This window comes from Soonwooa sp., from assembly GCF_030151385.1.
In the GTDB taxonomy this organism is placed as follows: domain Bacteria; phylum Bacteroidota; class Bacteroidia; order Flavobacteriales; family Weeksellaceae; genus Soonwooa.
This window is the reverse complement of sequence record NZ_JASLDS010000061.1, coordinates 25,697-52,341: the sequence shown is the minus strand read 5'-3', so window position 1 is coordinate 52,341 and position 26,645 is coordinate 25,697. Positions and strand designations below refer to the sequence as shown.

Sequence of the window (26,645 nt, the reverse complement as noted above, 5' to 3'; positions counted from 1 at the left end):
ATATAATGTCAAAATACACAGAAGACGATCTAAGAGAAGATCTTAAAACCAAAGAATACGAAGCCGGTTTTTATACCGACATCGAGTATGACGATTTTCCGACGGGTCTTAATGAAGATATTGTCCGAATGATTTCGGAAAAGAAAGGCGAGCCAGATTGGATGACCAACTGGCGTTTGGAGGCTTTCCGCGTTTGGCAAAAAATGGAAGAGCCAACTTGGGCGAATATTAAGTACGAAAAGCCAGATTTTCAGGCGATTCGTTATTATGCTGCACCGAAAGTGAAACCAGAATTGGAAAGTTTGGATGAGGTTGACCCAGAGCTTTTGAAAACTTTTGAAAAGTTGGGTATCAACATCGAAGAACAAAAACGTTTGGCTGGTGTTGCCGTGGATATCGTAATGGACTCTGTTTCCGTGAAAACGACTTTCCAAGATACTTTGGCAGAAAAAGGAATTATTTTCTGTTCGATTTCTGAGGCGATTAAAAACCATCCAGATTTAGTTAAAAAACATTTGGGAACAGTTGTTCCGAGAGGTGATAACTTTTATTCAGCATTGAATTCGGCAGTGTTTTCTGACGGTTCATTCTGCTATATTCCAAAAGGTGTGAAATGCCCAATGGAACTTTCTACTTACTTCCGTATCAATCAAGCAGGAACAGGACAGTTCGAAAGAACGCTTGTTATCGCTGATGCAGGAAGTTACGTTTCGTATTTGGAAGGTTGTACTGCACCATCTCGTGACGAAAACCAATTGCACGCCGCTGTTGTAGAATTAATCGCAATGGACGATGCTGAAATTAAATATTCAACGGTACAAAACTGGTATCCAGGTGACGAAAATGGAAAAGGAGGCGTTTTCAACTTTGTAACAAAAAGAGGACTTTGCGAAAGAAACGCAAAAATCTCTTGGACGCAAGTAGAAACTGGTTCTGCTGTAACTTGGAAGTATCCATCTTGTATTTTGAAAGGTGACAATTCAATCGGAGAGTTTTATTCGATTGCCGTTACCAACATGCATCAATACGCAGATACGGGTACAAAAATGATTCACATTGGTAAGAATACACGTTCAACGATTATTTCTAAAGGTATTTCTGCAGGAAAATCACAGAACTCATATCGTGGTCAGGTGAAAGTAATGCCGTCTGCAAAAGGGGCGAGAAACTTTTCTCAGTGCGACTCTTTATTGATGGGGAACGAATGTGGAGCACACACTTTCCCGTACATCGAAATCAAAGACCCAAGCGCACAATTAGAGCACGAAGCAACAACGTCGAAGATTGGTGAAGACCAAATTTTCTACTGCAACCAAAGAGGAATCGACACCGAAAGAGCGATTGCATTAATCGTAAACGGTTTCAGCAAAGACGTTCTCAACAAACTCCCAATGGAATTCGCCATCGAAGCCCAAAAGCTTTTGGAAATTTCTTTGGAAGGAAGTGTTGGATAAAAATAGTAAGCAGTTGTCATTCTGAATGCAACATAGTGGAATGAAGAATCAAGATTCCTCGTTCCTCGGAATGACAAATTTAAGATATACAAAGAGTGCGATTTATCGTATTTAAAATAAAAATTAAAAGCTAACAATGTTAGAAATTAAAAACTTACACGCCAGAATTGAAGATGGCGCAGAAATTTTAAAAGGAATCAATTTAGAGATAAAACCGGGTGAAGTTCACGCGATTATGGGACCTAACGGTGCTGGTAAATCTACGCTTTCATCGGTGATTGCTGGTAAAGAAGATTACGAAGTAACGGATGGTGAAATTCTTTTCGAAGGTGAAAACATCATCGAAGATGCGCCAGAAGATAGAGCGCACAAAGGTATCTTCTTGTCTTTCCAATATCCAGTGGAAATTCCGGGAGTTTCGGTAACGAACTTCATTAAAGCAGCAATGAACGAAAACCGCAAAGCAAACGGTCTTGAAGATATGCCAGCAAAAGAAATGTTAGCATTAATTCGTGAGAAATCGGAGCTATTGGAAATTAAAAAAGATTTCCTTTCTCGTTCGTTAAACGAAGGTTTTTCGGGTGGTGAAAAGAAGAGAAACGAGATTTTCCAGATGATGATGCTCAACCCGAAATTGGCAATCTTGGACGAAACCGATTCTGGTTTGGATATCGACGCCTTGAGAATTGTTTCGGATGGTGTGAATAAATTCAGAAATGAAGGCAATGCAGTACTTTTAATTACGCACTACCAAAGACTTTTGAATCATATTCAACCTGATTTCGTACACGTTTTAGCGGACGGAAAAATCATCAAAACAGGAGACAAATCTCTTGCATTAGAATTAGAAGAAAAAGGCTACGATTGGCTGCTTAAATAATTCGAGATTGAATTTCAGAATAAATGTTTGTTTTTCACTTGATAAGTTTAGCGCCTTTGTCTGCCTTATTTTAAAAAGTGTTAAAAATGCTTTTGTTTGACTTTGCGTTTTTAAAGATTTAAGAAAAAATAAAGAATAGAATTTGTACGGAATTCAAATTTAAAGAACTTCAAATTTCAAATGTTACAGAACCAATACAATTCGTTAATAGACCAAATTGGGGTTTTGCTTTCGGAAGGAAGGCAAAAAGCGGTTCAGGCTGTTAATACGATTTTGGTTCAAACTTATTGGCAAATTGGACGATACATTGTTGAATTTGAACAAAACGGAAACGAGCGAGCAGATTACGGCTCGCAACTTTTTGAAAGACTTTCAAAAGATTTAACGCAATTATATGGAAAGGGATTTAGCAGGTCTAATCTTTTGTATATGCGGAAGTTATATCTTTCATTCCAAATAAGTGAGACACTGTCTCACAAATTGACATGGAGCCATTATTTCGAAATTTTAAAAGCTGATTCCGAATTAGAAATTAGTTTTTATGCCAAACAATGCGAATTGGAAAAATGGAGCGTTCGGGATTTGAAAAGGCAAATGAAAAGCTTACTTTTTCAAAGAATTGCGTTGAGCAAAGACAAGGAAAGTGTTTTGGAGCTTGCACAAAAAGGACATGAAATAATAAAACCCGAGGATTTGATAAAAGACCCTTTTGTTTTGGAATTTCTTAACCTTCCCGAAAATCCAATTTGGCAAGAAACCGATTTAGAACAGGAAATCATCAACCAACTCCAGAAATTTATCATGGAAATAGGGAAAGGATTTGCATTCATCGGGAGACAGTATAGGATGAGCATTGGTGGAAGGCATTTTTATGTAGATTTGCTTTTTTACCACAGAATTTTGAAATGTTTTGTTCTAATTGACCTCAAAAAAGGGGAGATTTCCCACGAAGATATTGGTCAAATGAACCTTTATCTTAATTATTTTAAAAAAGAAGAAGCCACAGAAGGAGACCAAGAACCCATTGGAATTATTTTGGGAGCTCACAAAAATGAAATTTTGGTAGAATATGCTACCGATAGCATCAGTAATAAAATTTTACTTAGTAAATATCAACTTTATCTTCCGAAAAAAGAGGAATTTCAGCATTTTTTGGAAGACAAATTATAGAATATGTCATTAAACGAACAAATTTTAAACAACCATTCTGCTTTTTTAGAAAGCTTGAAGCATCGTTTTCTCGATGATAAAAGAAAGGCGGCTTTGCAAAAGTTTGCTGAATTGGGCTTTCCAACAAAGAAAGACGAAGAATATAAATACACCAACCTTGCGGAAATTGTAAAAAAAGACTACAATTTTTTCCCAACCAACGAGCATCACATTACAAATGAGCAAATTGATGCATTGCATTTGGGCGAGGAAAACTTCGATTACATCGTGTTTGTAAATGGAGAATTGCACAAGGAATTGTCAAAAATTTCGATTGCAAATATTGAGATGTTGTCTTTCAATCATGCATTGAATGATGAAAAACACAAAGCGGTTTTCGATAAATATTTCAATACCATTGCGTTGGAAAACAACCCATTTGTGGATTTGAATGATGCGTATTGCAAATTCGGATTTTTCCTTCACGTTCCAAAAAACACAGTGATTGAAAAACCAATTCATGTGTTCTATCTTTCTCAAAATCAACAAGAAAATACGTTTTACAACACGCGTAACTTGTTAATTGTTGAAGAAAATTCGAAAGTAGAAGTTATTGAAAGTCATCATAATTTTGATGAAAGTTTTACGTTCACCAATTCGGTAACGGAAATTTTCGTTTATCCGAATGCAAAAGCAGATTGGCATAAACTTCAAAATGATAGCGATACCTCGTATTTAATTGACAACACTTATGCTAAGCAAGAAAAAGATAGTTTAGCAACCGTAAATACTTTCTCTTTTGGTGGTAAATTGGTTCGAAATAACTTAGATTTTATTCATAACGGAAGCAATATCAATTCGTTTATGAATGGAATTACGGTGATTGATAAAGACCAATTGGTAGACCATCACACTGCAGTTCATCATAATCAGCCAAATTGTGAGTCGTACCAAAACTACAAAGGGATTTTCGGTGGGAAATCTCACGGGGTTTTCAACGGGAAAGTTTTTGTAGATAAAATTGCTCAAAAAACCAATGCCTATCAGCAAAACAATAATATTTTACTTTCTGAAGGTTCGTCTATCGACACTAAACCTCAGTTGGAAATTTTTGCTGATGATGTTAAATGTTCGCACGGTTGTACGGTTGGACAATTAGATAAAGATGCTATGTTCTATCTTCGTGCACGTGGAATTTCGAAAAATGAAGCACAAGCTTTGTTGCTTTACGCTTTCGCCAACGATGCAATGCAAAATATTGACATTGAGCCATTAAAACTAAAAATATCAAAACTCTTAGCCGAAAAATTAGGTGTTGATTTGATTATTGAAGAATAAAAAAGTAGGGCGTTAATCGCCCTATTTTCATTTAGATGCAAAATTTTAAAAAAATAATTCCCAAAATATTATTATTCCTGTTCATCGCTGCGCAGGTTTATTTTATTGTAGCCATCATCAAAGAAAAAACCTTGAAACCTTGGTTTCTTATTGCCTTTTCGTTGATTGTCTTGGGAATGGCGATGTCTTATCGAAAAAAACACCGTTTGCACATCGAGCATAAACACGAAGTGCATTACGATTTGTTCGTTTGGTTTTTAATAGGAAGCTTAACCACTTATTTTTTACAATCTACTGTTGGTTTAAATACTGTTTTCGCCGCAGGTTTGGTTGGCTTTACGGGAAGTTTTACAAGAAACATAAAATACAAAATGAACTCGGCGGCGCATTGGCCAATTGCCATTTATTGTGGCGCTTTTGTGGGCATGACGCAACTTCCGTATGGTTATGTTTTTATTTTGTTATCGACTTTTTTGACAGCTGTTTTTTATACGTTTTCGCATCATTATTTCCATGGAATTGGCGGAAAGCTGGGAACATTAGCATTTATGGGCGTTTTGTACGCGTATATCATTCATAAATTCTTTTGGCCATGGTAGAAACGTTAATTTTCAATATTATTTTAGCTATTTCTGGAGCTTGGCTGACGTATCATTTAAATAAAAATTTAAAATTAGGTCCAGTTCGTGCGTCGGGATTAATTGCTATGTTGGTTGGCGGATTTTACCAATTCAATACATGGTTTTGGCATTTCGATTTACCAAAGGATATTCCGTTTATCCTTATTGGCTCTACGTTCATCGGGATGATTTCGTCGAGGAAACATTTTAAAAATTTCAATTTATTTATTGCTCCAATTATTTTCACGTTGATTTATCACAACATTTCAAAAGAATTCAAAGGATTTGGAGGCGCACTTGGAACGGCAGCTTGTATTTCTTTGGTTGTCACAATTTATTTAAGGTCTTTAAAACCAATTAAAAAGATGATTCGACCATTTCGAAAGGTGAAGGTGAATACGATGAAGAAAATGAATAAAGGCGAGAAAAACATTTAGCCCAAACAAAGTTTTTTTTACATTCGTAAAAATTTCGAGATGAATTACGATCAGTTGATGTTTAACATCAATGCTTATAAAGAGAACAATCAGATTTTGGACTTAGCAAAGTTCCTAGTATATGAATTTGGACTTGATCATCCTAATCTAGAAGGTTTTGGCTTTCGAGATGAGTTGGAAAAGAATTCAATTTTGTTAACCGCAAATGGCGATATTGGTGAAAGACAAATGGTTTTAATTCCAAGAAATCTATTTGATTTTGAATTTAATCTGGTCATTAATATGATTGCTCACGAGATGCTACATGTTCGCCAAAAGTCTCCAGAAGTGATGATGCAAGACAAAAATGAAAGAGAATGGCTTGCTTACAACGAAATGTTGTTCCATACCAACTTCCCAAATATTCCTGATGTTAGTGATTATCATAAAAAGTTCTTTGGTGAAAAAGCTTTAGAATATTATAAAAGAATGGGAGAAGAATCTGACCTTCAAATTAAATATGCAGAACAAAAACAACGACTTCTTAATTTTTTAGAAAATTTAGCACACAATCAAGCATAAAAAAAGAGCGAAAATTTCGCTCTTTTTCATTTCTGAATCACAATTACTTTTTAATAAATTTTTCGCTATACGCTTTATTACCAATATTAAATTTGATAATATAAGTTCCAGGCAAAAGATGACGAACATCTAGCTCATTGTTTTGTGTTTTTAGAATTTGTGTTTTTGTACCAGCTACATTGTAGACTTCAACATCAGAAATTTTATCATTTGTTTTTATAGTTAACTTATCTACAACAGGATTTGGATAGATTGACACTTGCGCTTTAGTTGCGACAGAAGCTGCATCCAAAGTTGCATTATCAAGATATGCAGCCCAGCCCATTGCAAATGCTGCCGAAACGCCATTAAGGAATCCTCCAATGTATTTGCCATCTGACGAAATAGAACAAGCCGTACCTAAGCTTTTATCTGTAGCAGTAATCGTAACACCTTTTTCAGTCAAATAATCTGTAACGTACAAAGGTGTATCCCCCATACTTGGATGGTAGATAATCGCTTTTCTACTTCCGTCTGGCATATCGGCATAACCTACGGCAACATTGGTTTCAGAAAGATTCATAAAGTTTGTTGCAACAGAACCAGCAGGATTGTTAACTTGCTTAAAATCTTTAGTATTTATGTTAAAATAAAAACCGCGTCCATTATAATCTCCAACCATAATATTACTACTGTTAACTGCACTAGAAGAGTTTAGAATTAAAACTGGCGCTGGTGCAATCTCATGCACGACCATATCAGCAACATCTAGATAGATTGGCGTTCTGCGAGTACCACCACCAGGCATATCTGCCCAACCAACTACGATTCCATTGTCATTAACACCGTAGGCAGCATAGTGCTTGTAATCTCCTCCGATAACACGTTTCATCTCCTTAGTTTCTGTATTGAAAACGAATATTCCATATTGTGACTCTGCAATAGACATTTGCCCAACAACATATTTACCATTCGGCGAATTTTTATAGACAGTTGTTTGTGAGGTTGCAGGATCAGATTCTGGAAACCACGGAATATTATACCAAACACCATCTTTTTTGTAAGCAGGTTGAGTTGTTCTCGCATCCAAATCAATCCAAGTAGCACCAGCATAATCACCTTTGTCATTATTGTAAGCTAGCGCGGCAACAGTTGACTCTGCAAATACAAACTTATTTGTTGCAAAATCATAATATCTTCCACCAGAGAGACCTTGTCCATTTTTATTAATTGATAGCAAAGAAGTCCCAACTCCTTGATTAAGGAAATTAAACTTCATCTGAGCTGATAAAGACGATAAAGTCATGATGCCAGCAAGCGCGCTTAAGTAGAATTTTTTCATATTTAAAATATTAAGTTATTTGATACTCCAAAAATAACTTTGATATTCAACACTCGAAAGTTTAACAATTTTAAAATTCGTGAATCTTGAAAGTATATTTTTAGGAATAGTCCTTGTACAAAGGCTTTCAACTACTTTTCAGAATTTCAATTTTGAGTGCAAAATGGCTTGTAATTTCAGGAAAAAGTCTTATTTCAAAATATTTCTAAAAGTAAATTCTCAATTATTTATTATATTGTTGGGTCATTTTATCTTTTTTAAAAGAAGATTAAAACAATTGACTTAAATATAAATTCCTAAATAAATTATGACAAAACCAGACATCACTTGGAGCGACTTTGAAAAAATAGATATTCGTGTTGGAACAATTATCGCAGCCCAAAATTTTGAAAAGGCAAGAAACCCTGCTTACATTTTGGAAATTGATTTTGGCGATTTAGGAATTCGAAAATCTTCTGCTCAAATCACAGCTTTGTATCAACCCGAAGATTTAGTTGGAAAGCAAATTTTGGCAGTTGTTAATTTTCCGAAGAAACAAATAGCAAACATCTTCAGCGAATGTCTTGTTCTTGGTATCTATGGTGAGGATACAAAAGAAGTGACACTGCTAACAGCATCACTTCCTGTGAAAAATGGTTTGCAAGTAGGTTAATGCCTACTCAAAATTTTGTAACTCTACAAGTTTTCTATAGACGCCATTCTTTTCCATAAGGTCGGTATGGCTGCCTTGTTCGACGATTTCGCCTTTTTCCATCACAACAATATGATTGGCTTTTTGGATGGTTGAGAGTCTGTGTGCAATAACAAGTGATGTTCTGTTCTCCATCATTTTTTCTAAAGCTTCTTGCACAAAGCGTTCCGACTCTGTGTCCAAAGCAGAAGTTGCCTCGTCCAAAATCATAATTGGTGGATTTTTGAGAACGGCACGCGCAATAGAAACACGCTGCTTTTGTCCTCCAGAAAGCTTGTTACCATCATCACCAATGTTGGTATCATAGCCTTCGGGAAGACTTTCGATAAAGTTGTGGGCGTTGGCAATTTTTGCAGCTTCGATGATTTCTTCTCGAGTCGCATTTTCTTTGCCCATCGCAATGTTGTTATAAACTGTATCGTTAAACAAAACCGATTCTTGCGTTACCATTCCTAAAATCGAACGGTATTGTTTTAAGTTTAGGTTTTTAACATTAACACCATCAATGTTGATACTACCTTCTGACACGTCATAAAAACGCGTTAGCAAGTTTGCAATTGTAGTTTTCCCACTTCCACTTTGTCCAACGAGCGCAACGGTTTGTCCTTTTTTAATTTCGAGGTTAAAATTCTTCAGAATTAAATGCTCTTGGTTATAATAGAAACCAACATTTTCGAAAGTAATTTTATCTTTTAATTCTGAAATTGGAACTGGGTTCGGAATTTCGTCAACTTTGACATCAGCATCCAAAATATCCATTACACGAACCAAAGAACCTTCGGCTTTTTGTACATTAGAAATCGAAGACGAAAGACTTTTAATCGGAGGCAAAATTTGGAAGAAAATTCCTAAAAATACCAAGAAATCTTCTGGACGAATACTGTGATTAACGATAATCTCTTTACCACCATACCAAGTAATCATCAAAAAAGTAAGCGCTCCCAAAAATTCGCTGGTTGGCGAGGCTAGTTCTTTTTTGCGTCCAAGACTTATGGAATAATTAATCCACTTCGTCATCGAATTTGAAAAACGATTGCTAAGTAATTTATCAGCATTAAATATTTTAATAATTTTAGTTGACTTTAAAGTTTCATCAACGATAGAGAAGATGTTTCCCAATTCGTTTTGGGCTTCGTGAGAATCTTTTTTAAGACTTTTTCCTATTAAAGAAATCAGCGTTCCCATAATTGGTAAAACGATTAAACTAAATAAGGTCAATTGTGGACTTAAATAAAATAAGGTTACCAAAGTACTGATTAACATAAATGGTGAGTTGATAAGGTCAACCAAACTGCCCAAAATATTATTCTCCACTTCGCCGACATCATTTGACATTCTCGACATCAAATCGCCTTTTTTTTGCTCTGTAAAGAAAGAAACTGGCAACGCTAAAATCTTATTGTACATAGCGCTTCGCAAATCCTTAGTCACACCAACACGATAGAAAATCAAAAGGTAAGCACCAAGGTATCGGAAAATATTCCGTAGGAAAAACATAAATCCAGTAATCAAACAAAGCCAGGCCAAAACTGTTAATGCGCCTTTCTCGTTAACTGCTGTCTGGATATAATAGTACGAATATTCTTTTAGGTAATTAAAATAATGTGAAATATGTCCATCGTATACTGGCGCAACTAATTTTTCATCCATCTTAATTGTACCAAATAACATCCCAAGAACAGGTAAAATTGTTCCCAGTGATGCAATCTGAAATACCGAGTAAAGAATATTAAAAAATAAACTTCCGTAAATATATTTTTGATGTGGTGCAGCAAATCGTAGAATTCTTCTATATAAATTCATTGAAAATTGATTAAGCTACAAATGTAATGCATTTCCGTAATAACATAAAAAAAACAGCTCCTTAATAAGAAGCTGTTTAAACTCAAAAAAATCGTTGTAAGATTTATCGTAGACGGTCTACAGATTTTACGAGCCTTTCGTCGCGACGGATATACAAATTACTCATAAGTAAAAAGATAATCGCCAACAACGGAAAAACTGGCTCAATACCCTTCTCAGGAAAACTAATTCCTCCGGATAGATTTAGTAACCAATATCCCAACAAACCGATCAACAAAGCGTTTATAACAATACTGATGTTGTTCAGTAGAATTTGTCGTTTTCTATTTTTAAAACTGAAAATACTCAACAATCCTAACAATACAAGTACAATACATGCAATTAGCATTACTGGCACACTTTCTATTATGTTAACATCTTGCGATGTTAAAAATAGAAAAACTGCTGATAGTACAGCAAAAAACATGGTGACAGACTGTATTCTTTGGATCATATTTTTTTGTAAGTATCTTCTTTGTCTTTAAAAGATTAGGCAAATTTAAAATAATTTTTGCGTATTTCAAAAATTAATGTAGATTTGCATAGTAATCACTCGGAAAATAATAGACCGCCTGGTTTAACTTTCTTACTTACAAAGTTTTAAAATACAATATTTTTACAACATTTATGTTTAACATTGATACGCTGAAGTCAAAGTCGCTTGACGAATTGACTCAAATTTCAAAAGATTTAGGCGTTAAAATCAGTCGAAAACCCGAACACGAACAAGTGGTTTTTGCGATTTTAGATTATCAGTCAACGCATCAAACCGAAATAAAATCCTACTTAGAAGCCAACAACCAACTTATGAAGGAAGTGGAAATTAAAGAAGACGCTGCAGAACCAAAAGCAACACCAGCCAAAAGACCTGGAAGAAAGCCAAAAGCTAAACCAGAGCCAGTTGCTACAGAAGCTGCTCCAGCCGAAGAAGCAAAAGTTGAAGAGAAAGCAGTTGCTGCTCCAGTAGCAGAAACGCCAACAGCAGAAGCAACTTCGGAACAGGAAGCAGAAAACAAAACAACAAAAAGACCTCGCAAGAGACTTCCAAAAACGGAAGAACCAAAAGCTGAAGATGCTAACAACGCAGAAACGCAGCCCGAGAGCCCAACAAACACTACACCAGTAGAAGCTGCTGCTTCCAAACCACAGCAAACGCAAAAGCCGCAACATCAAAACAAGAATTCTCAAGGTCAACAAAACCAAAATCGCGGCAACCAACAACAGAACCATAACCAAAATAATCAGAATAAAGAACAGCAATCTCAGCAGGAAGAAGCGCCAGCTAAGAAAGACTTCAATTTTGATGGACTTGTAACGATTGAAGGTGTTTTGGAGATTCTTCCAGACAACTATGGATTTTTACGTTCTTCGGATTTTAGTTATATCTCTTCGCCAGACGATGTTTATGTGTCAACGGCGCAGATTAGAAATTATGGTCTTAAAACTGGTGACACTGTTAAAGGTATCGTTAGACTTCCAAAAGAAGGTGAAAAATATTTCTCTTTGCAAAAGTCAACAGAAGTTAATGGTAGAGATTTAGAATTTATCAAAGATCGTGTTGCTTTCGAATATTTGACACCGCTTTTTCCTCAAGAGAAATTTAATCTTGCAGGTAGGAATTCAACTTTATCAACAAGAATTGTAGATCTTTTTGCACCAATTGGTAAAGGTCAACGTGCGATGATTGTGGCGCAACCGAAAACTGGTAAAACGATTTTATTAAAAGATATCGCCAACGCAATTTCTGCAAACCATCCAGAAGCTTACATGATGGTACTTTTGATCGACGAACGTCCAGAGGAAGTTACCGATATGCAAAGAAGTGTGAATGCAGAAGTTATTGCTTCGACTTTTGATGAGGCTGCAGAAAAACATGTTAAAGTGGCGAACCTTGTTTTGTCAAAAGCGCAAAGAATGGTAGAATGTGGTCACGATGTTGTGATTTTATTAGATTCTATCACGCGTTTGGCAAGAGCTTATAACACAGTTACACCAGCATCTGGAAAGATTCTTTCTGGTGGTGTTGATGCTAATGCGCTTCACAAGCCAAAACGTTTCTTTGGAGCTGCTCGTAAGATTGAAGGTGGCGGATCCTTGACGATTATCGCAACCGCTCTTATCGACACTGGATCAAAAATGGACGAAGTGATCTTTGAAGAATTCAAAGGGACAGGAAATATGGAATTGCAATTGGACAGAAAAATTGCCAATAAGCGTATTTATCCAGCAGTAGATTTGGTGTCTTCTAGTACACGTCGTGACGACTTGCTTCAAGACGAAGTAACACAACAACGTATGTGGATTATGAGAAAATACCTTTCTGACATGAATCCTGTAGAAGCAATGGACTTTGTGATGAAAAACATGAAGAACACACGCAACAACGAAGAATTCTTAATGTCAATGAACAAATAAGATTTTGCTTAAAATATTTCCTAAACAGCTTTATGAAAATGAAGCTGTTTTTTTATGGTTTAATTTTTTAAATGGTTTAAAGCAAGTAATGCTTTTACTTTTTTTAAACTTAAACTTCGCAGCTTTTAAGGTTTAAAATAATTTGTTATTAAATATTATTACAGCCTTTGAAAAATTGCTTAAATTTACATTCGTATAAAAATTACAAACAATGCAAAACATTCCTAGTGTTGACTTGCGTGATTTCCTATCGGATGATCCGATACGTAAACAAAAATTTGTAAATGAAATCGGTAAAGCCTACGAAGACATCGGCTTTGTAGCACTTAAAGGTCACTTTCTTGATGACCAATTGGTTGAAAATCTGTACTCAGAAGTACGCAACTTTTTCAACCTTCCTTTAGAAACCAAAGCTAAATATGAGATTCCAGGTATTGGAGGACAACGTGGTTATGTTTCTTTTGGTAAAGAATCTGCAAAAGGTCGGACAACTGGCGATCTTAAGGAGTTTTGGCACTTTGGGCAATATGTCGAAAACAATCCAAAATTAGAGGCAGAATATCCGAAAAATGTGATGGTTGATGAGTTACCAAAATTCAATAAAGTTGGTAAAGAAGCTTATCAGAAATTAGAAAAAACGGGTATTTATGTGTTGCGTGCTTTGGCAATTTACTTAGGTTTGGACGAATTCTATTTTGACAACTACATCAAAAATGGAAATTCAATCCTACGTCCTATCCATTATCCACCAATCCAAGACGAGCCAAAAGATGCTGTGAGAGCAGCTGCACACGGTGATATTAACTTGATTACGTTGTTGATGGGCGCACAAGGTAAAGGACTTCAAGTTCAGAACCATAAAGGTGAATGGATTGACGCGATTGCACAAGATGACGAATTAGTGATTAACGTTGGTGATATGTTGTCTAGACATTCTAACAACAAATTAAAATCTACCATTCACCAAGTTGTAAATCCGCCAAGAGAATTGTGGGGAACGTCACGTTTTTCGATTCCATTCTTTATGCATCCAATCAGCGAAATGCCATTAAATGTTCTAGAAAATACAATTGACGACGAACATCCAAAAGCTTTCGAAGACATCACCGCAGGTGAATTCTTAACAGAAAGATTAATAGAATTAGGTTTGATTAAAAAATAAAACCATTCTTTCAAAAATAGAAAAGTCAGCATAATTGCTGACTTTTTTCTTATCTAAATTTTTAGTTTAAACTTAAGCTTTTTCTCCATTAACAAAGACTTCGTAGCTAACTTCAACATTAGGTTCCAAAGTTTTAGAAACCGAACAATATTTTTCAAATGAAAGTTCCGCTGCTTTTTGCGCTTTTTTAGGATCGATCTCGCCTTCTAGTCTAAAGATAACTTTAATGCGTTTAAAAGGTTTTGCGTCGTCAACCTGTACACGCTCGCCTTCAACTTCAGCTTTGAAATCCGTAATCGTTTGTCTTTGCTTTTTAAGAATCGAAACAACATCAATTCCGCTACAACCTGCAACTGCCATTAAAACCGTTTCCATTGGCGAAACACCTGTTGCTCCTTCTTGTGACGTATTATCAATTAAAATCGAATGTCCATTTTGATTGCTACATTCAAACAAATAATCGTCATTAATTCTATTAAGTTGTATTTTCATTTTTAAATTTTTATAGTATTACTAAGTGCGTAAATTCGAGTGATTTTTCGATGGGAAGCAAGAAAAATTGTTTCGAGAATTCTCGTGTAAAATTACAAAATTCCGCGCGCTTTTATCTCCAAATACTTATTGATAACATCAATGTTAAGGTTCTCAGGAAGTGTATAAACAGAATGGATTCCGTATTTTTTTAATTCTTGAATAATCAATTTTTTCTCGAACTCAAACTTCTCTGCGATAATCTCGTCGTAGATTTCTTGGATGCTTTCGGGATTGGTTTTTAATAAAGTATTAATTTCAGCATTTTTAAAAAACACAACTACCAATAAATGGTTTTTAGCAATACCTCGCAAATATTTAATTTGACGATTTAGCGCATCCAAAGTTTCAAAATTTGTAAATAGCAAAACCAGACTTCGTTGGTTGAGACTAAATTTTATGTCTTGGTAAAGTCCGTTATAATCACTCTCGAAAAAGTTAGTTTGGATGTTGTACAAAGCCTCAGAAATCTTACGAAGTTGCCCAGATTTATTATCAGCAGGAACACGATTTTCTGTCTTTTTTGAGAACGACATCATACCAGCGCGATCACCTTTTTTAAGAATAATGTGTGACAAAGCCATCGTTGCGTTGATCGAATAATCCAAAAGACTCAATCCATTGAAAGGCATCTTCATCGTACGACCTTTGTCAATGAGCATCACAATGCGTTGCGATTTTTCATCTTGATATTGATTGACCATTAATCGATTGGTTTTGGATGTTGCTTTCCAGTTGATGCTTCGGATGTCGTCACCTTGTACATATTCGCGGATTTGTTCAAATTCCATGGTATGTCCAAGCTTGCGAATCTTTTTAATACCACCAAGCAAAAACTCATTTTGAAGTGCCATCAATTCATACTTTCTTAAATGAATAAATGACGGATAGCTCGGCAAAGTCGAATCTTTTTGAAACTGAAAACGTTTGGCAACAAATCCAATTGGCGAATTCGCGAAGATATTTAAGCTTCCAAAACTATATTCACCGCGTTCTTTCGGTTCCAAAATATACTGCATAGACGCTTCCGCATGCGCTTCTAACTTTTTATTAATAAAAAAATCGCGCTTTTGAAATTGAAACGGAATTTCGTCAATAATTTTTATGTCAGTCTTGAAAGGATAGTTGCTTTTAACATCAATTCTAACAGGATTTTGGTCGCCATTTGATAATTTTTCAGGTATCATCCTTTGCGCTTTTATTCCTTCTTTTACATTAAATAAAATAAGGTAATCGACAAAAGTTATGACCAGTATCAAAATCAAAACAATGTGTGCTGGCCACATGAGGACTGGAAAAAAGAAAGCCAAAACATAGATAACTCCCGCTAATATTAGCGCGAAGAATAATCTGTTATTTAGGTAAAGTGCTTTCATATTTTTTCTTAAAAAACCTAACGTGGAATCTCAATTGATTCTAAAATTTGGCGGATAATTTCGTCGGCTGTCAAACCTTCCATTTCGCGTTCTGGCGCAACAATAACTCTATGTCTTAACACAGCAAAAGCAGCTTCTTTAATATCGTCAGGTGTTACAAAATCACGACCACGAATTGCAGCAAATGCCTTACCTGCCGTTAATAATGCCAAACTTGCTCTAGGCGAAGCACCAAGATATAAGAATTGATTTTCTCTTGTGTTAACAATGATCTTTGCGATATATTCTAGGAGTTTTTCTTCGACAACAACATCTTTTACCAAGTCTTGATAAATCTTCAACTGCTTACCCGAAACGACTTTGTTAACGACTTCTGTTTTGTCGTTTAATTTGCTTTGATGTTGGTTTTTAATAATTTCAATTTCTTGATTAAGGTCTGGATAACCAACTTCTATCTTGAATAGGAAACGGTCTAGCTGTGCTTCTGGCAAACGATAAGTCCCTTCGTGCTCGATTGGGTTTTGTGTGGCGATAACCAAAAACGGTTCATCCATTGGATAAGTCACACCATCCATGGTAATTTGGCGCTCTTCCATCACCTCAAACAAAGCCGATTGCGTCTTTGCTGGCGAACGGTTGATCTCGTCAATCAAAATGAAATTTGAGAAAATTGGTCCTTTTTTAAAATTAAAATCAGATTCTTTAACATTAAAAACCGAAGTTCCCAAAATATCCGATGGCATCAAATCGGGTGTAAACTGGATTCTGCTAAAATCAACATCAATGGTCTTTGCCAAAAGTTTTGATGTAATGGTCTTTGCAACACCCGGAACACCTTCTATCAACACATGTCCGTTGGATAAAAGCGCAGCCAAAAGATGCTCGATCATTTTGTCTTGTCCGACAATAACTTTAGAAATCTCTTGTTTTATGAGGTGCAAACTGTTACTCAGCTCAGACATATCGATTCTGGACTTAAAAGCGTTGCTTGGTTGATCTTGTTGTTCCATAATTTTTAATTTTCAAAATCTATTTTAAAATGTCATCTAACAAACTATTCATTTTGATAAAATCCTCCTTCATAACATTAGAATAAGGATCTTGCGCTTTCTTGATTAAAGATACAGCTTCCTGAATTGTTTCTATTTTGACACCTGTTTTTAATTGTAATTTTTTAGTAAAATCCTCATCCAAATTGGAAGTATCGATTAACAAATCCAATCGAATTCTGTGTAAAAAGTACTGCGCCTTCTTTGCCATCATATCATGAAAATCGCCTTCTTGTAAGTACAAATTCCCGATACTTTTTACAAATTCCAAAGACGTATTCTTTAAAGGTTCGACAATTGGGACAATACGTTGTTTTCGTTTAGCATTAAAAATCATAAATAATACAAGTCCCAAAACCGCAATGTAAAGCGCATATCGCAATGGCGGATTGGCAAGAATAAAACGCATTGGCGACTGTGAGTTGCCTGCTGATCGTGTTTCGGTAAACCAAAGTGTTTTCTGCTGTGGCAAGAACGAAAATATTTTCGCTGGATATGCTGATCGTGATTTTAAAAGATAATAATTCGAAATTGCAATTGGCTCTGCAAACAAATAAAAGTTACCCGAACCATATTTAACCTTGATAAAATTCGCGTTTTTGTAAACATCATCTCCTCCACCTTTGGTTTTGTTATAACCTAAAATTTCGATGTTTTTATCAATCTTTGTAAATCCTTTATTGTCTGGAAGTCGGTTAATGAAAAGCGTATCAGATTGTAACTTTTTATCTGTAAATTCTAAGTTGTATTCATCGTCAGAATTATTAACGAAAAGTCGGAATTTGAGGCTATCTTCCAGTTTTTCAGGAAGCTTTCTTGCAATAATCATTGCATTCGATCCATTTTTAACCTGCGTGAAAATTTTGTTCCAAGATTCGGTGTCAAAAGATTTTTCGATAATTAAAATATTGTGCTTATCGAGATTTTTTTCCTTGGAATAATAATCATAAGGCGATTCCTTAAGGCGCTCGAGTTTTCCTCCAAAAAGTTGATCGGCCTCTTTGTTGAATACAAAAAGTCCAAAAGGCGATTTGGAATTGGGGTCAAAATTTTTGCGCCAATCCAAAATCGGTTTTCTATTAACTTGGAAAATTCCCATTATAACGAGGATAACGAGAAAAATGCCAATGTATATTTTGAAATTTTTACTCATTACTTGAAGTTATTAAAATAAGATTTAAAGGCTTGGTAACGTTCTTGATCGAGGTCAATTTCGCCATACCAAACATTTTCGAAAATATAAGTCAGTCGATTGAATTGTGTTTTCTGTTCTGGATTTTTTAGTTCTTGGCTGTAGTCTCTGTTTGTTTTTTCGATGTTCCAGTCAATCAATTTGCGGTCGGATAGTTTTTTTAACAACAACAAAAACTGATAACGCGTTGCCATTCTGTAGTTGGATTGCCCTTCGTAATCCGCAATTGTTTTTTCAAAATTAATTTCGTGGATATTCTCCTTTAGATCTTCCGTCGCGATTTTCAACTTTTTATTCTTCTTGCTAAAAAACAGATTTCCTTCTTTTAATAGGAATTTTGTAATGATGAAATACAATAAAAAGCCCACCAACAAAATAACAAAAAACCTAAAAACAATATCCGAATATTTGGGTACATTAGGCGAATCAATATTTCCAAATAGAGTGTTAAGTACTTTGTCTAGCCATTTTGCAAACTTTGCGAAAATAGATTCGCGCGGTTTTGTTAATCGATAATCGAAATCTTCGCTTTGATATTTTTTGTAATAATTAGGACTGAAACTTCTCGTGGTTATCGTATTATCTGTTTGGTAATTTGTTTTTAAAATAGAGTCCGTTTCCACCAGTTTTCTATCTGCTGGATTTTGCAATTCTGTGGTAACAGTATCAACCTCCATTTGTCCAAAAACGGGTATCGATAATGAAAATAATATGAGAAATAAAAAACTACGCATCAACTTCGCTACCAATCGTATCAATTTCGTTAATATCCAAATCACGGTGTACATCTTTTCTACTATCGTAATACATCAATCCTGCATTAACCGCTATCAGATTATATATAACAGAACTTACAAACATTGAAACACCATAACTCACAAAAAAGATAACACCCATAACACCTGAAAATATTGCTGACGGATCTTCAACTTGGTCAAAATTCGGATTTAGGCTCATGTTCCCAATTATTATAAAATAAGGAATCATCGAAAATGCCATACTTACAACATAAATCGCAAGAGTCATCACAATTGTAGAACCCCAATATTTCCAAAAGTTTGTCCGTTTGGTATCGAACATATTGCCGAAAACCGTTCTCGCCGCATAACTCAAAGATTCAAAGTAGCCTTTCTTGGTCGTTAGATAATCGTACAGTGTTAAATTAATAACATTAAAAAATGACGGCACCAGCAAAAGCAATAGAAAAAAACCGATGAAAACGACAATTAAAAAAGCCGAAATCGTCAGGATCACCATCATAATTGGACCAACGACGAAAAGTGTTAACAGGCAAAAAATGAAGAATTTACCGACATTTTTTTTCATATCAGAAAGAATGTCGTCTGTTGTTATATTGGTTTGATTTTCTCCAAGTCTTTTCATATAGAAAACTGGAAAAGTGTATACGACAATACTTATAAGAAACAGCAAGATTAGTCCAATAATCCCTACCAAAAGCAAAACTGGCCAATTGTTACTGAAATAACTTTCGAAAACGTAACTATTACCACCAGCATTAGCCATCAAAATTTGCATGAAAAATTCTCGGTAGTAAAATATCATTAACAGCGACATTATTAGCAATAATGCACCATTGAGAATAAAATAGGTTTTAAAATAATTTTTCCCATATTCTCGAAAAAAATTAAAAGTGTCGCCCACCAAATTACCGAAGTTCCTTTCCTGAAAAATTTGCATTTTTTAGATATTTTTTATGAACCAATCTCGGAAAGATACCGTAATAAAATCCAATAATTACCAAACAAATAAATATAATTGACAAGTTAACCAAAAGTGGCATTACTTGCGCATTTCGCGTTACATAACCTTCGATAATTCCTGCAACTATCGTAAACGGAACAGTACTTAGGAAAAGTTTTACACTATTTTTAAAACCGATTTTAAACGAATCAAATCGCGACAAAGTTTTTGGAAACAAAATCGAAGCACCCAAAATTAAACCTGCTGACGCCTCTACAACCATTGCGATAATTTCGAAAGTACCATGAAGCCAAATTCCCTTTGCGCTTGCCAACAATGCACTATGATCTTTGAAGAAATACTGGAAAGCACCCAACATTACACTGTTTTGGAAAAGCGCGTAGATTGTACCAACGCCTCCAAAAATTCCGTAAATGTATAATCTAGCACCAACATAAAGGTTGTTAAGGATAATAATGACAGCAGTTCCGAAAGTTGAACCCTGTCCATAGACCGCAGTTGGATCTCCTTTTTGAATATTTTCTAAAGTTTTATTAATGTAATCATCGCCCAAAATAAGTCTAGCAAAATCTTTATCATAATAAGATGACAAAACGCCAATTCCTGTGAAAATTAGGAAAAAGCAAATCGCGTAGAAAAGGTATCTGCGATATTCGTAAGCGATAAGTGGAACTTCTGACAAGAAAAATGTTTTGATTCTATTTTCCTCGATTCTTTTGGTTTTGTAAATCTTTTGAAAAATCTGAGAAGACAAAAAGTTAAGATAAATCGTGGTCTTACTTTTTGGGTAATAAGTCTGTGCAAAAGCCAAGTCGTTGACAATGTTGATATATAGAGATGACAAATCATCGGGATTTTTTTTCACTTTTCCCTGAATGACTTGTTCAATTCCCAACCATTTTTCTTTATTTTGTTTAATGAAAGCGATTTCTCTCATGATTTTGCTAAAGTAATAAAAAATGAATCAAATAGACATCAATACATCACAAAATGTAAACATCAATTTCAAAACCGCAAGTTTAGGTGAAAGATTTTTTGCGTTTGTCATTGATATGCTGATCAAAGGCGCATACGGATTTGCCATTTTTTGGTTGCTATTTGATATACTTGGCATTCAGCGTTACTTTTCAGGTTTGGACGATTGGTCGTCGATGGCTTTTATGGCGATTATTATGTTGCCAACCATACTTTATACTTTGGTTCTCGAAAGTCTTTTTGAAGGACAAACACCTGGGAAAAAATTAATGAAAATTCGCGTTGTTAAGATTGATGGTTATCAAGCTAGCTTTGGTGACTACTTTATGCGTTGGTTGATGCGACTTATAGATTTGTATACCAATTTTGGTGTTGTTGGTCTCATCAGCATGGTAGTTTCTCAAAAAAATCAGCGTCTTGGTGATGTTGTTTCTGGATGTGCCGTTATTTCATTAAAAAGCGATGTCAATATTTCCCATACCATTTTGCAAGAATTGAAAGAAGATTATGTTGCGGTCTTCCCGCAAGTTATTTTGTTAAATGACAATGATATGCGGATTATTAAAGAGAATTACGAACGCGCCGTAAGAACTAAAGATTCTGTTATCATTAAAAAATTGGCTGACAAAATAAGACAAACCATCAAGTTGGATCACGAAAATAAGGATTATACAGACTTACAATTCATTAATGTCGTTATTAAGGATTATAATTTTTATACTGGAAAAAATTCTTAAAAATCTTATTTTTTTTATAATTAAAGCTTCATCAACTGCATTTTTACTGATTATTTTTTCTACCTTTCAGAAAATAAAAGTTATGAAAAAGTTAATTATTGGAGCCTTTCTTATTGGCTCATGCGCTACTATTAAAGCTCAGTTCAATCTAAATAAAGCCTTGGACGTTGGTACAAAAGGCTTGAAAGCTTTAACGTTCAGCAATGCTGACGCTGTTAAACTTGCTAAGGAAGGTGTCGCTTGGATGGATAAAAACAATCCTGTTGCAGGTCCGAAAGATCCTTACACAATTCGATTAAATAAACTGTTTGCAAAACATAAAACGCAAGATGGTCTTAACCTTAACTACAAAGTATACAAGGTTGTTGACATCAATGCATTTGCTTGTGCAGATGGAAGTGTTCGCGTTTTCTCTTCGTTAATGGACATCATGACGGATGACGAAATCCTAGCGGTTATCGGTCACGAAATTGGTCACGTTAAAAATGAAGATACTAAAGATGCTATTAAAGCTGCTTATCTAAAAGCTGCTGCAATGGATGCTGCCTCAGCAAGTTCAAAAACTGTTGCAACGCTTAATGACAGCCAACTTGGTGAAATGGCGAATGCGATGATTGATGCTTCTCACAGTAAAAAACAAGAATCTGAAGCCGATGCTTATTCTTATGACTTTATGAAAGCAAATGGATATAATGTCGTGGCAGAATATACGGCATTCAAAAAGTTGGCTTTACTTTCCGAAGAAGGTGGAAAACAAAGTGGTTTCCAAAAGATGTTCAACTCGCATCCGGATAGCAACAAACGTGCAGATGTTATCAAAAAAAGAGCTGAAAAAGACGGACTTTGGAAAGATCCAGGAACAGTAACTTTACCCAAAACTAAACTTACGAAGTAAGAAATTACTTAAACTGTTATAAAACTAGAAAGAGACTAGCAATTGTGTTAGTCTCTTTTTAGTTTGAATGGTTATTAGTTGTATTTGTCTTGTGTTTTTATAGTACCAAATGTATAATTTATTATGAATGAATTCATCAGGAAATAGCCGTAAAAATTAAGGGGAAATTTCCCCTTTTGTATGTTTGGCTTTAAAGCTAATTTTGCTGCACTTGTCGATTTGATTCTTTGAAGATGATTTATTGATTCGTATTTTCTAATTTCTAATTGGTGAAAATCAATGGATTATTTTTTTAAGATGGTTGAGGTTAGCAAGCTGGAAATCCTATTGGTTTTTGGTGGATTATTTATAATGCTGGTATTGGTTGCTATTATTTTTTTCAAAAAAAGAGGAAAATCAAATTCTCATATCCAAGGTTTAGAAGATAAAATAGAATTTCAATCTGCTTTGCAGAGTTCGTTATTAGAAATTAGAGAAGAACGGACTTTAGCTTTTAGCAAAGAGTTGCACGATAATGTTGGACAAATTCTTTCGGTGGCGCTAATGCAACTCAACATGCAAATTGACCGTCAGACCGATGATTATGAAAAAGAAAATTCCATTGCGATAAAAAGTCTTGTAGAAAAATCTTTGGATGAAATTCGCTTTGTTTCTAAAGCCAGTTTGGCGGATGTCCAAGATGAAGTACTTTTCACAGATTTGGTACAGCAAGATCTACAGCGAATAGAATTGTTAAAAAATATCGAATGTCATTTTAGCCTTGTTGGCGATCGTCCTTTTAATATCCCAATGGATCATCAGATTATTGTGTACAGAATGTTACAGGAAATTATTAATAATATTTTGAAACACTCGCAAAGTCGTAAGATTGATTTAGAAATAGTAAATACAATCCAAAATTGTTTTATACGTATTCAAGATTATGGTAAGGGATTTGTTGTTAAGGGAAAAATAATGTCAGGAGTTGGGCTTAGAAATATTAAAAGTAGAGCCAAATTAATAAATGCAAAATGTGAGATTAATTCCAAAATTGGACAGGGCACAGAGCTGACCATTGATTATCCATATTTGTAATGTTGTAAAATATATATGAAGGAAAAACTGAAGATTGTTATTGTTGATGACCATCAATTGTTTGCACAATCCTTAAGTTATCTCATTGGTACTTTTGGAGATTATAATGTGATAGGTCATTTTCTTAATGGAAAAGATTTTATTGCAGCTTTGGAAAATGGCGATGTTGCTCCAGATGTCGTTCTGTTGGATGTTAATATGCCTATTATGAATGGTATCGAAACGATGAAACATCTCAATAATAAGCATCACAACCTAAAAGTCCTCGCTTTATCTGTTAATAATGATGAAGATACAGTAATGCAAATGTTGACCAACGGTGCGAAAGGCTACATATTAAAAGATACCAGTCCAAATCTCTTTAAACAAGCTGTTGATGAGGTGCACGAGAAAGGTTTCTATTACACCGAAATGGTTTCCAATTTTTTGATTCATTCATTGAATAAAACGGAAGAAGAGCTGGTTCTAAAAGATCGAGAACTGGAATTTATTAAACTCGCTTGCACCGAAAAAACCTATAAAGAAATCGCTGACATTATGTGCCTAAGTCATAAAACGATCGATGGTTATCGCGAAAATCTTTTTCAGAAACTCGATGTTAAAACCAGAATCGGGATTGTACTTTATGCTATAAAGCATAAAATAATTGAAGTCTAGGCGGGTTAATATTAAGCTTTTCTTTGTTCTTTAACTTCTTCAATCTTTTGCGCAAAATATTCAGCTTTGTCTGGATGTTTTGTGATTAGCGTTTCAAAAGCTTTTATCGCTTTAGAATATAACTTTTGCTCCAAATAAAGATTTGCTAAAGTCTCCGTCATCAAATGCGAAATATCTTCTTTCTTCTCTTTTATGACAAAACTAGCTTCATCTTTTAGCTGAGTGATTTTCGGTTGATTTTCGATAAATTCGTCAATTGCTTTTTGCTTTTTAACTTCTTTATCCTTTTCTATTTCCGCTGAACGGTCAATTTTCAACCAACTTTGCCAAGTATTAATAAACTGACCGACATTACTTTTTGATGTTTTGACACCACTTTGCGCCTCTAAAACTGGTACAATTTCTTCAACAGATTTTGGCTCTTCAATTATATTTTCTTCGGCTTTAACAACTGATTTTTCTTCTTCTCTAACAAAAGCTAAAGAATCTCCAAAGAATGAAACATTCAAAATAGGACGCTTTTCTTCTTCAGTTTGCTCCAAAGTGTTTTCGTCCTTTTGCTCTTCTTTTGCTTCTGATTCCACAGATAATTGAGGTTGTTTAACTTCTTCAAGTTTAATCTCTTGCTTTGGAAGTTCCACAGTTTCCTCTTTTAAAACTTCTGTTTTAACTTCCGCTTTAGAAATTACAGGAGCAGGAGCAATTGCAGTTTTCCCAATCAATGCATCAGGTTGATTTGCGTCCAAAGTCATCGGTTTCCAAGAAGACTCGGTTTTGGATTCTACAGAATCCCTTGGACTAACCTCCTCTACTTTTTCAACAGGAACAGAAACCTCTTCTTTTACAATTGGTTCTTCTTCATGCGAAAAAGGTCCAAAATCTAGAGATTGATGTTCTAATACTGGCTGCTCTTCGATTTCGGAATTGTTAGGCTTTTCTTCATCAAAGACAATTCCAGTAGGTTTTTCCTCAATTTGAACGGGTTTATGTTCTTTAACCTCAAATTTTGGAGGGTTTAAAAACTTATGGTGATTTTTTGGAACTTCGAATTTAACTTGCGGTAAGAAATCATCAATTCCTTCAAAACTAACGTCTGTATTTAGTTCTTCTGCTTTTTCAGAAAACGATGTTTCATCAGTGATAACTTCATCTTTAGAACCTTCCTCAACATTCACCACATCTTCTTCTTTCTGAATTTCAGATTCCGAAGATTCAGCTTTATTCTCTGATAAATTTTCGTCAATTGATTCTAAACTTAAATCAGATTCAACTTCGGCTTCTTTTTCCGAAATCGGAGTTTCATCAGTGATAACTTCATCTTTAGAACCTTCCTCGACATTCATCACATCTTCTTCTTTCTGAATTTCAGATTCCGAAGATTCGACTTTATTTTCTGTTAAATTGTCATCAATCGATTCTAAACTTAAACCAGATTCAACTTCAGTTTCTTTTTCCGAAATCGGAGTTTCATCGGTGATAACTTCATCCTTAGAACCTTCCTCGACATTCATCACATCTTCTTCCTTCTGAATTTCAGATTCCGAAGATTCAACCTTATTTTCTGATAAATTTTCGTCAATCGATTCTAAACTTAAACCAGATTCAACTTCAGCTTCTTTTTCAGAAATCGGTGAAGTTGCTTCTTTAGCCTTTAAACTTGAAAAAGGAGAAGTTTTAATTGCTTCAATACTTTTATCAATTTTGTTATCATTATTAACAACTGAAGTTGATTCTTCCGCCTTTAATTCTGGTTCAACAGAAGATTCTGTGATATTCTTTTTATTAATAAATTGATACAAAATCTTTTTGTCTGTCGTATATGCCGCAGTAGTTGTCAATACTTCCTTATATCGTGCAGGATTGTAAAGATGAATGCCGTACAAATAAAGCGCTCGCACATTTTGCACATAAGGTGTATGCGCAATCTGTTTTTCCAAAAGCTGCAAATCATTTGCTTGCATTAATGAGGGTTGCTGAAGAAGCTCAATAATTCGTGCATTCATAATTACCAGTTTGCTACAATATCGTTAAAAATTTTGTTGATGATACGCTCATTAACAACTTTGACCTGAGTAGATTCTATCGTCATCAAATCCATATCACTATTAAAGGTTACCTCGTCGGAATAGGTTCTGTCAAAGCTTTTACTCTCCTCTTTGGGAACGTGATTTTCGTAATGAACTTTCACTGTAATTGTCAATTTGTTTTGCGCTGCCTGTATCATATTTCCTGTTTGACTACTTTCCACGGGCGTCGAAATCGTCGTTGGCGTAATATTATAGTCCGTTATTTCGCCTTCTATGATAATATCAGCTTTGTCAACAGCACCTTTCAAGGTTGTTCTTTGGGCAAATCTATTTTGCAGAGCCACGGTAAAATCTTGGCTAAGATTGGGGTTATTGTTAGCAGCATTATTCGGAAATGGTCGAATAAGAAAGGTTTTTGTCTCTGGACTTAGAGAAGAACCTGTAAAACTGTAACAACTCACCAAAGACAACAATGGCACAAATAGTGAAAAAAACAATAGTTTTTTCAAGAATTTGGTTGGTGCATTTGACATATAAAAT

Annotated in this window: 26 protein-coding genes; 14 read left to right on the top strand and 12 right to left on the bottom strand. The window is 34.9% G+C overall.

Annotated elements, in window-relative coordinates; genetic code table 11:
• Positions 1-5: 5 nt before the first annotated feature.
• From sufB to Q1V95_RS12015, 7 genes are all read left to right on the top strand, one after another.
• On the top strand, positions 6-1,454 hold the full coding sequence (gene sufB / locus Q1V95_RS12045) for a Fe-S cluster assembly protein SufB (protein ID WP_300674258.1): 1,449 nt from the start codon (positions 6-8) through the stop codon (positions 1,452-1,454).
• A 136-nt stretch (positions 1,455-1,590) separates the two neighbouring features.
• Positions 1,591-2,334: a Fe-S cluster assembly ATPase SufC gene (sufC, locus tag Q1V95_RS12040; protein ID WP_300674255.1), complete on the top strand. Its 744-nt coding sequence runs from the start codon at positions 1,591-1,593 to the stop codon at positions 2,332-2,334.
• Positions 2,335-2,514: 180 nt separating this feature from the next.
• Positions 2,515-3,504, top strand: a complete 990-nt coding sequence (locus Q1V95_RS12035; RefSeq protein ID WP_300674253.1) for a PDDEXK nuclease domain-containing protein — start codon at positions 2,515-2,517, stop codon at positions 3,502-3,504.
• A gap of 3 nt (positions 3,505-3,507) precedes the next feature.
• Positions 3,508-4,821: a Fe-S cluster assembly protein SufD gene (sufD, locus tag Q1V95_RS12030; RefSeq protein WP_300674250.1), complete on the top strand. Its 1,314-nt coding sequence runs from the start codon at positions 3,508-3,510 to the stop codon at positions 4,819-4,821.
• A 35-nt stretch (positions 4,822-4,856) separates the two neighbouring features.
• Positions 4,857-5,420, top strand: a complete 564-nt coding sequence (locus tag Q1V95_RS12025) for a hypothetical protein (RefSeq protein ID WP_300674248.1) — start codon at positions 4,857-4,859, stop codon at positions 5,418-5,420.
• On the top strand, positions 5,414-5,878 hold the full coding sequence (locus Q1V95_RS12020) for a hypothetical protein (protein ID WP_300674245.1): 465 nt from the start codon (positions 5,414-5,416) through the stop codon (positions 5,876-5,878). Before Q1V95_RS12025 ends, Q1V95_RS12020 begins: the two co-directional genes overlap by 7 nt.
• 39 nt (positions 5,879-5,917) lie before the next feature.
• Positions 5,918-6,439, top strand: coding sequence for a hypothetical protein (locus Q1V95_RS12015; RefSeq protein ID WP_300674242.1), 522 nt, complete (start codon positions 5,918-5,920; stop codon positions 6,437-6,439).
• Positions 6,440-6,482: 43 nt separating this feature from the next.
• Here Q1V95_RS12015 and Q1V95_RS12010 read toward each other — a convergent pair whose 3' ends face one another.
• A complete protein-coding gene (locus tag Q1V95_RS12010) occupies positions 6,483-7,760 on the bottom strand; it encodes a T9SS type A sorting domain-containing protein (RefSeq protein ID WP_300674240.1) in 1,278 nt (425 codons plus the stop codon).
• Positions 7,761-8,064: 304 nt separating this feature from the next.
• Between Q1V95_RS12010 and Q1V95_RS12005 the strand changes: the two genes are divergently transcribed.
• A complete protein-coding gene (locus Q1V95_RS12005; RefSeq protein ID WP_300674317.1) occupies positions 8,065-8,412 on the top strand; it encodes a tRNA-binding protein in 348 nt (115 codons plus the stop codon).
• Positions 8,413-8,415: 3 nt separating this feature from the next.
• On the opposite strand, the gene Q1V95_RS12000 is transcribed toward Q1V95_RS12005, so the two are convergent.
• Both Q1V95_RS12000 and Q1V95_RS11995 read right to left on the bottom strand, forming a co-directional pair.
• On the bottom strand, positions 8,416-10,254 hold the full coding sequence (locus tag Q1V95_RS12000; RefSeq protein WP_300674239.1) for an ABC transporter ATP-binding protein: 1,839 nt from the start codon (positions 10,252-10,254) through the stop codon (positions 8,416-8,418).
• 103 nt (positions 10,255-10,357) lie between these two features.
• Positions 10,358-10,747: a DUF4293 family protein gene (locus Q1V95_RS11995; RefSeq protein ID WP_300674237.1), complete on the bottom strand. Its 390-nt coding sequence runs from the start codon at positions 10,745-10,747 to the stop codon at positions 10,358-10,360.
• A gap of 173 nt (positions 10,748-10,920) precedes the next feature.
• Between Q1V95_RS11995 and rho the strand changes: the two genes are divergently transcribed.
• On the top strand, positions 10,921-12,708 hold the full coding sequence (gene rho, locus Q1V95_RS11990; protein ID WP_300674235.1) for a transcription termination factor Rho: 1,788 nt from the start codon (positions 10,921-10,923) through the stop codon (positions 12,706-12,708).
• Positions 12,709-12,919: 211 nt separating this feature from the next.
• Positions 12,920-13,870 (top strand): 2-oxoglutarate and iron-dependent oxygenase domain-containing protein, encoded by a 951-nt coding sequence (locus Q1V95_RS11985; protein WP_300674233.1) that lies wholly within the window; start codon positions 12,920-12,922, stop codon positions 13,868-13,870.
• 72 nt (positions 13,871-13,942) lie between these two features.
• On the opposite strand, the gene Q1V95_RS11980 is transcribed toward Q1V95_RS11985, so the two are convergent.
• From Q1V95_RS11980 to Q1V95_RS11950, 7 genes are all read right to left on the bottom strand, one after another.
• A complete protein-coding gene (locus tag Q1V95_RS11980; protein ID WP_300674231.1) occupies positions 13,943-14,362 on the bottom strand; it encodes an OsmC family protein in 420 nt (139 codons plus the stop codon).
• 92 nt (positions 14,363-14,454) lie between these two features.
• Positions 14,455-15,777 (bottom strand): DUF58 domain-containing protein, encoded by a 1,323-nt coding sequence (locus tag Q1V95_RS11975; protein ID WP_300674229.1) that lies wholly within the window; start codon positions 15,775-15,777, stop codon positions 14,455-14,457.
• A gap of 17 nt (positions 15,778-15,794) precedes the next feature.
• On the bottom strand, positions 15,795-16,787 hold the full coding sequence (locus tag Q1V95_RS11970) for a MoxR family ATPase (RefSeq protein ID WP_300674227.1): 993 nt from the start codon (positions 16,785-16,787) through the stop codon (positions 15,795-15,797).
• A 19-nt stretch (positions 16,788-16,806) separates the two neighbouring features.
• On the bottom strand, positions 16,807-17,979 hold the full coding sequence (locus tag Q1V95_RS11965; protein ID WP_300674225.1) for a hypothetical protein: 1,173 nt from the start codon (positions 17,977-17,979) through the stop codon (positions 16,807-16,809).
• Positions 17,979-18,797 carry a DUF4129 domain-containing protein gene (locus Q1V95_RS11960; protein ID WP_300674223.1) on the bottom strand — a complete coding sequence of 273 codons (819 nt, stop codon included), beginning with the start codon at positions 18,795-18,797 and terminating at the stop codon, positions 17,979-17,981. Before Q1V95_RS11960 ends, Q1V95_RS11965 begins: the two co-directional genes overlap by 1 nt.
• A complete protein-coding gene (locus tag Q1V95_RS11955; protein WP_300674221.1) occupies positions 18,745-19,716 on the bottom strand; it encodes a DUF4013 domain-containing protein in 972 nt (323 codons plus the stop codon). The genes Q1V95_RS11960 and Q1V95_RS11955 overlap by 53 nt, the downstream gene beginning before the upstream one ends.
• Positions 19,685-20,677: a stage II sporulation protein M gene (locus tag Q1V95_RS11950; protein WP_300674219.1), complete on the bottom strand. Its 993-nt coding sequence runs from the start codon at positions 20,675-20,677 to the stop codon at positions 19,685-19,687. The genes Q1V95_RS11955 and Q1V95_RS11950 overlap by 32 nt, the downstream gene beginning before the upstream one ends.
• A 22-nt stretch (positions 20,678-20,699) precedes the next feature.
• On the opposite strand from Q1V95_RS11950, the gene Q1V95_RS11945 reads away from it, so the two are divergent.
• The 4 genes from Q1V95_RS11945 to Q1V95_RS11930 all read left to right on the top strand — a co-directional run bounded on the left by Q1V95_RS11945 (position 20,700) and on the right by Q1V95_RS11930 (position 24,078).
• Positions 20,700-21,452, top strand: coding sequence for an RDD family protein (locus Q1V95_RS11945; RefSeq protein WP_300674217.1), 753 nt, complete (start codon positions 20,700-20,702; stop codon positions 21,450-21,452).
• An 82-nt stretch (positions 21,453-21,534) separates the two neighbouring features.
• Positions 21,535-22,347 carry a M48 family metallopeptidase gene (locus Q1V95_RS11940; protein WP_300674216.1) on the top strand — a complete coding sequence of 271 codons (813 nt, stop codon included), beginning with the start codon at positions 21,535-21,537 and terminating at the stop codon, positions 22,345-22,347.
• Between the two features lie 279 nt (positions 22,348-22,626).
• Complete coding sequence (locus tag Q1V95_RS11935; protein ID WP_300674214.1) at positions 22,627-23,421, top strand: ATP-binding protein; 795 nt, start codon at positions 22,627-22,629, stop codon at positions 23,419-23,421.
• A 15-nt stretch (positions 23,422-23,436) separates the two neighbouring features.
• On the top strand, positions 23,437-24,078 hold the full coding sequence (locus Q1V95_RS11930; protein WP_300674212.1) for a response regulator transcription factor: 642 nt from the start codon (positions 23,437-23,439) through the stop codon (positions 24,076-24,078).
• A gap of 11 nt (positions 24,079-24,089) precedes the next feature.
• Here the strand turns inward: Q1V95_RS11930 and Q1V95_RS11925 are convergent, their stop codons facing one another.
• A complete protein-coding gene (locus Q1V95_RS11925; protein WP_300674210.1) occupies positions 24,090-26,081 on the bottom strand; it encodes a hypothetical protein in 1,992 nt (663 codons plus the stop codon).
• Positions 26,082-26,083: 2 nt separating this feature from the next.
• Positions 26,084-26,638: an LptE family protein gene (locus tag Q1V95_RS11920; protein ID WP_300674208.1), complete on the bottom strand. Its 555-nt coding sequence runs from the start codon at positions 26,636-26,638 to the stop codon at positions 26,084-26,086.
• Positions 26,639-26,645 lie beyond the last annotated feature (7 nt).

Excerpts from the sequence above, each read along its gene's own strand:
- sufB (WP_300674258.1), top strand. The coding sequence starts at position 6 with ATGTCAAAATACACAGAAGACGATCTAAGAGAAGATCTTAAAACCAAA.
- sufC (WP_300674255.1), top strand. The coding sequence starts at position 1,591 with ATGTTAGAAATTAAAAACTTACACGCCAGAATTGAAGATGGCGCAGAA.
- Q1V95_RS12035 (WP_300674253.1), top strand. The coding sequence starts at position 2,515 with ATGTTACAGAACCAATACAATTCGTTAATAGACCAAATTGGGGTTTTG.
- sufD (WP_300674250.1), top strand. The coding sequence starts at position 3,508 with ATGTCATTAAACGAACAAATTTTAAACAACCATTCTGCTTTTTTAGAA.
- Q1V95_RS12025 (WP_300674248.1), top strand. The coding sequence starts at position 4,857 with ATGCAAAATTTTAAAAAAATAATTCCCAAAATATTATTATTCCTGTTC.
- Q1V95_RS12020 (WP_300674245.1), top strand. The coding sequence starts at position 5,414 with ATGGTAGAAACGTTAATTTTCAATATTATTTTAGCTATTTCTGGAGCT.
- Q1V95_RS12015 (WP_300674242.1), top strand. The coding sequence starts at position 5,918 with ATGAATTACGATCAGTTGATGTTTAACATCAATGCTTATAAAGAGAAC.
- Q1V95_RS12010 (WP_300674240.1), bottom strand. The coding sequence starts at position 7,760 with ATGAAAAAATTCTACTTAAGCGCGCTTGCTGGCATCATGACTTTATCG.
- Q1V95_RS12000 (WP_300674239.1), bottom strand. The coding sequence starts at position 10,254 with ATGAATTTATATAGAAGAATTCTACGATTTGCTGCACCACATCAAAAA.
- Q1V95_RS11995 (WP_300674237.1), bottom strand. The coding sequence starts at position 10,747 with ATGATCCAAAGAATACAGTCTGTCACCATGTTTTTTGCTGTACTATCA.
- rho (WP_300674235.1), top strand. The coding sequence starts at position 10,921 with ATGTTTAACATTGATACGCTGAAGTCAAAGTCGCTTGACGAATTGACT.
- Q1V95_RS11985 (WP_300674233.1), top strand. The coding sequence starts at position 12,920 with ATGCAAAACATTCCTAGTGTTGACTTGCGTGATTTCCTATCGGATGAT.
- Q1V95_RS11980 (WP_300674231.1), bottom strand. The coding sequence starts at position 14,362 with ATGAAAATACAACTTAATAGAATTAATGACGATTATTTGTTTGAATGT.
- Q1V95_RS11975 (WP_300674229.1), bottom strand. The coding sequence starts at position 15,777 with ATGAAAGCACTTTACCTAAATAACAGATTATTCTTCGCGCTAATATTA.
- Q1V95_RS11970 (WP_300674227.1), bottom strand. The coding sequence starts at position 16,787 with ATGGAACAACAAGATCAACCAAGCAACGCTTTTAAGTCCAGAATCGAT.
- Q1V95_RS11965 (WP_300674225.1), bottom strand. The coding sequence starts at position 17,979 with ATGAGTAAAAATTTCAAAATATACATTGGCATTTTTCTCGTTATCCTC.
- Q1V95_RS11955 (WP_300674221.1), bottom strand. The coding sequence starts at position 19,716 with ATGCAAATTTTTCAGGAAAGGAACTTCGGTAATTTGGTGGGCGACACT.
- Q1V95_RS11950 (WP_300674219.1), bottom strand. The coding sequence starts at position 20,677 with ATGAGAGAAATCGCTTTCATTAAACAAAATAAAGAAAAATGGTTGGGA.
- Q1V95_RS11945 (WP_300674217.1), top strand. The coding sequence starts at position 20,700 with ATGAATCAAATAGACATCAATACATCACAAAATGTAAACATCAATTTC.
- Q1V95_RS11940 (WP_300674216.1), top strand. The coding sequence starts at position 21,535 with ATGAAAAAGTTAATTATTGGAGCCTTTCTTATTGGCTCATGCGCTACT.
- Q1V95_RS11935 (WP_300674214.1), top strand. The coding sequence starts at position 22,627 with ATGGATTATTTTTTTAAGATGGTTGAGGTTAGCAAGCTGGAAATCCTA.
- Q1V95_RS11930 (WP_300674212.1), top strand. The coding sequence starts at position 23,437 with ATGAAGGAAAAACTGAAGATTGTTATTGTTGATGACCATCAATTGTTT.
- Q1V95_RS11925 (WP_300674210.1), bottom strand. The coding sequence starts at position 26,081 with ATGAATGCACGAATTATTGAGCTTCTTCAGCAACCCTCATTAATGCAA.
- Q1V95_RS11920 (WP_300674208.1), bottom strand. The coding sequence starts at position 26,638 with ATGTCAAATGCACCAACCAAATTCTTGAAAAAACTATTGTTTTTTTCA.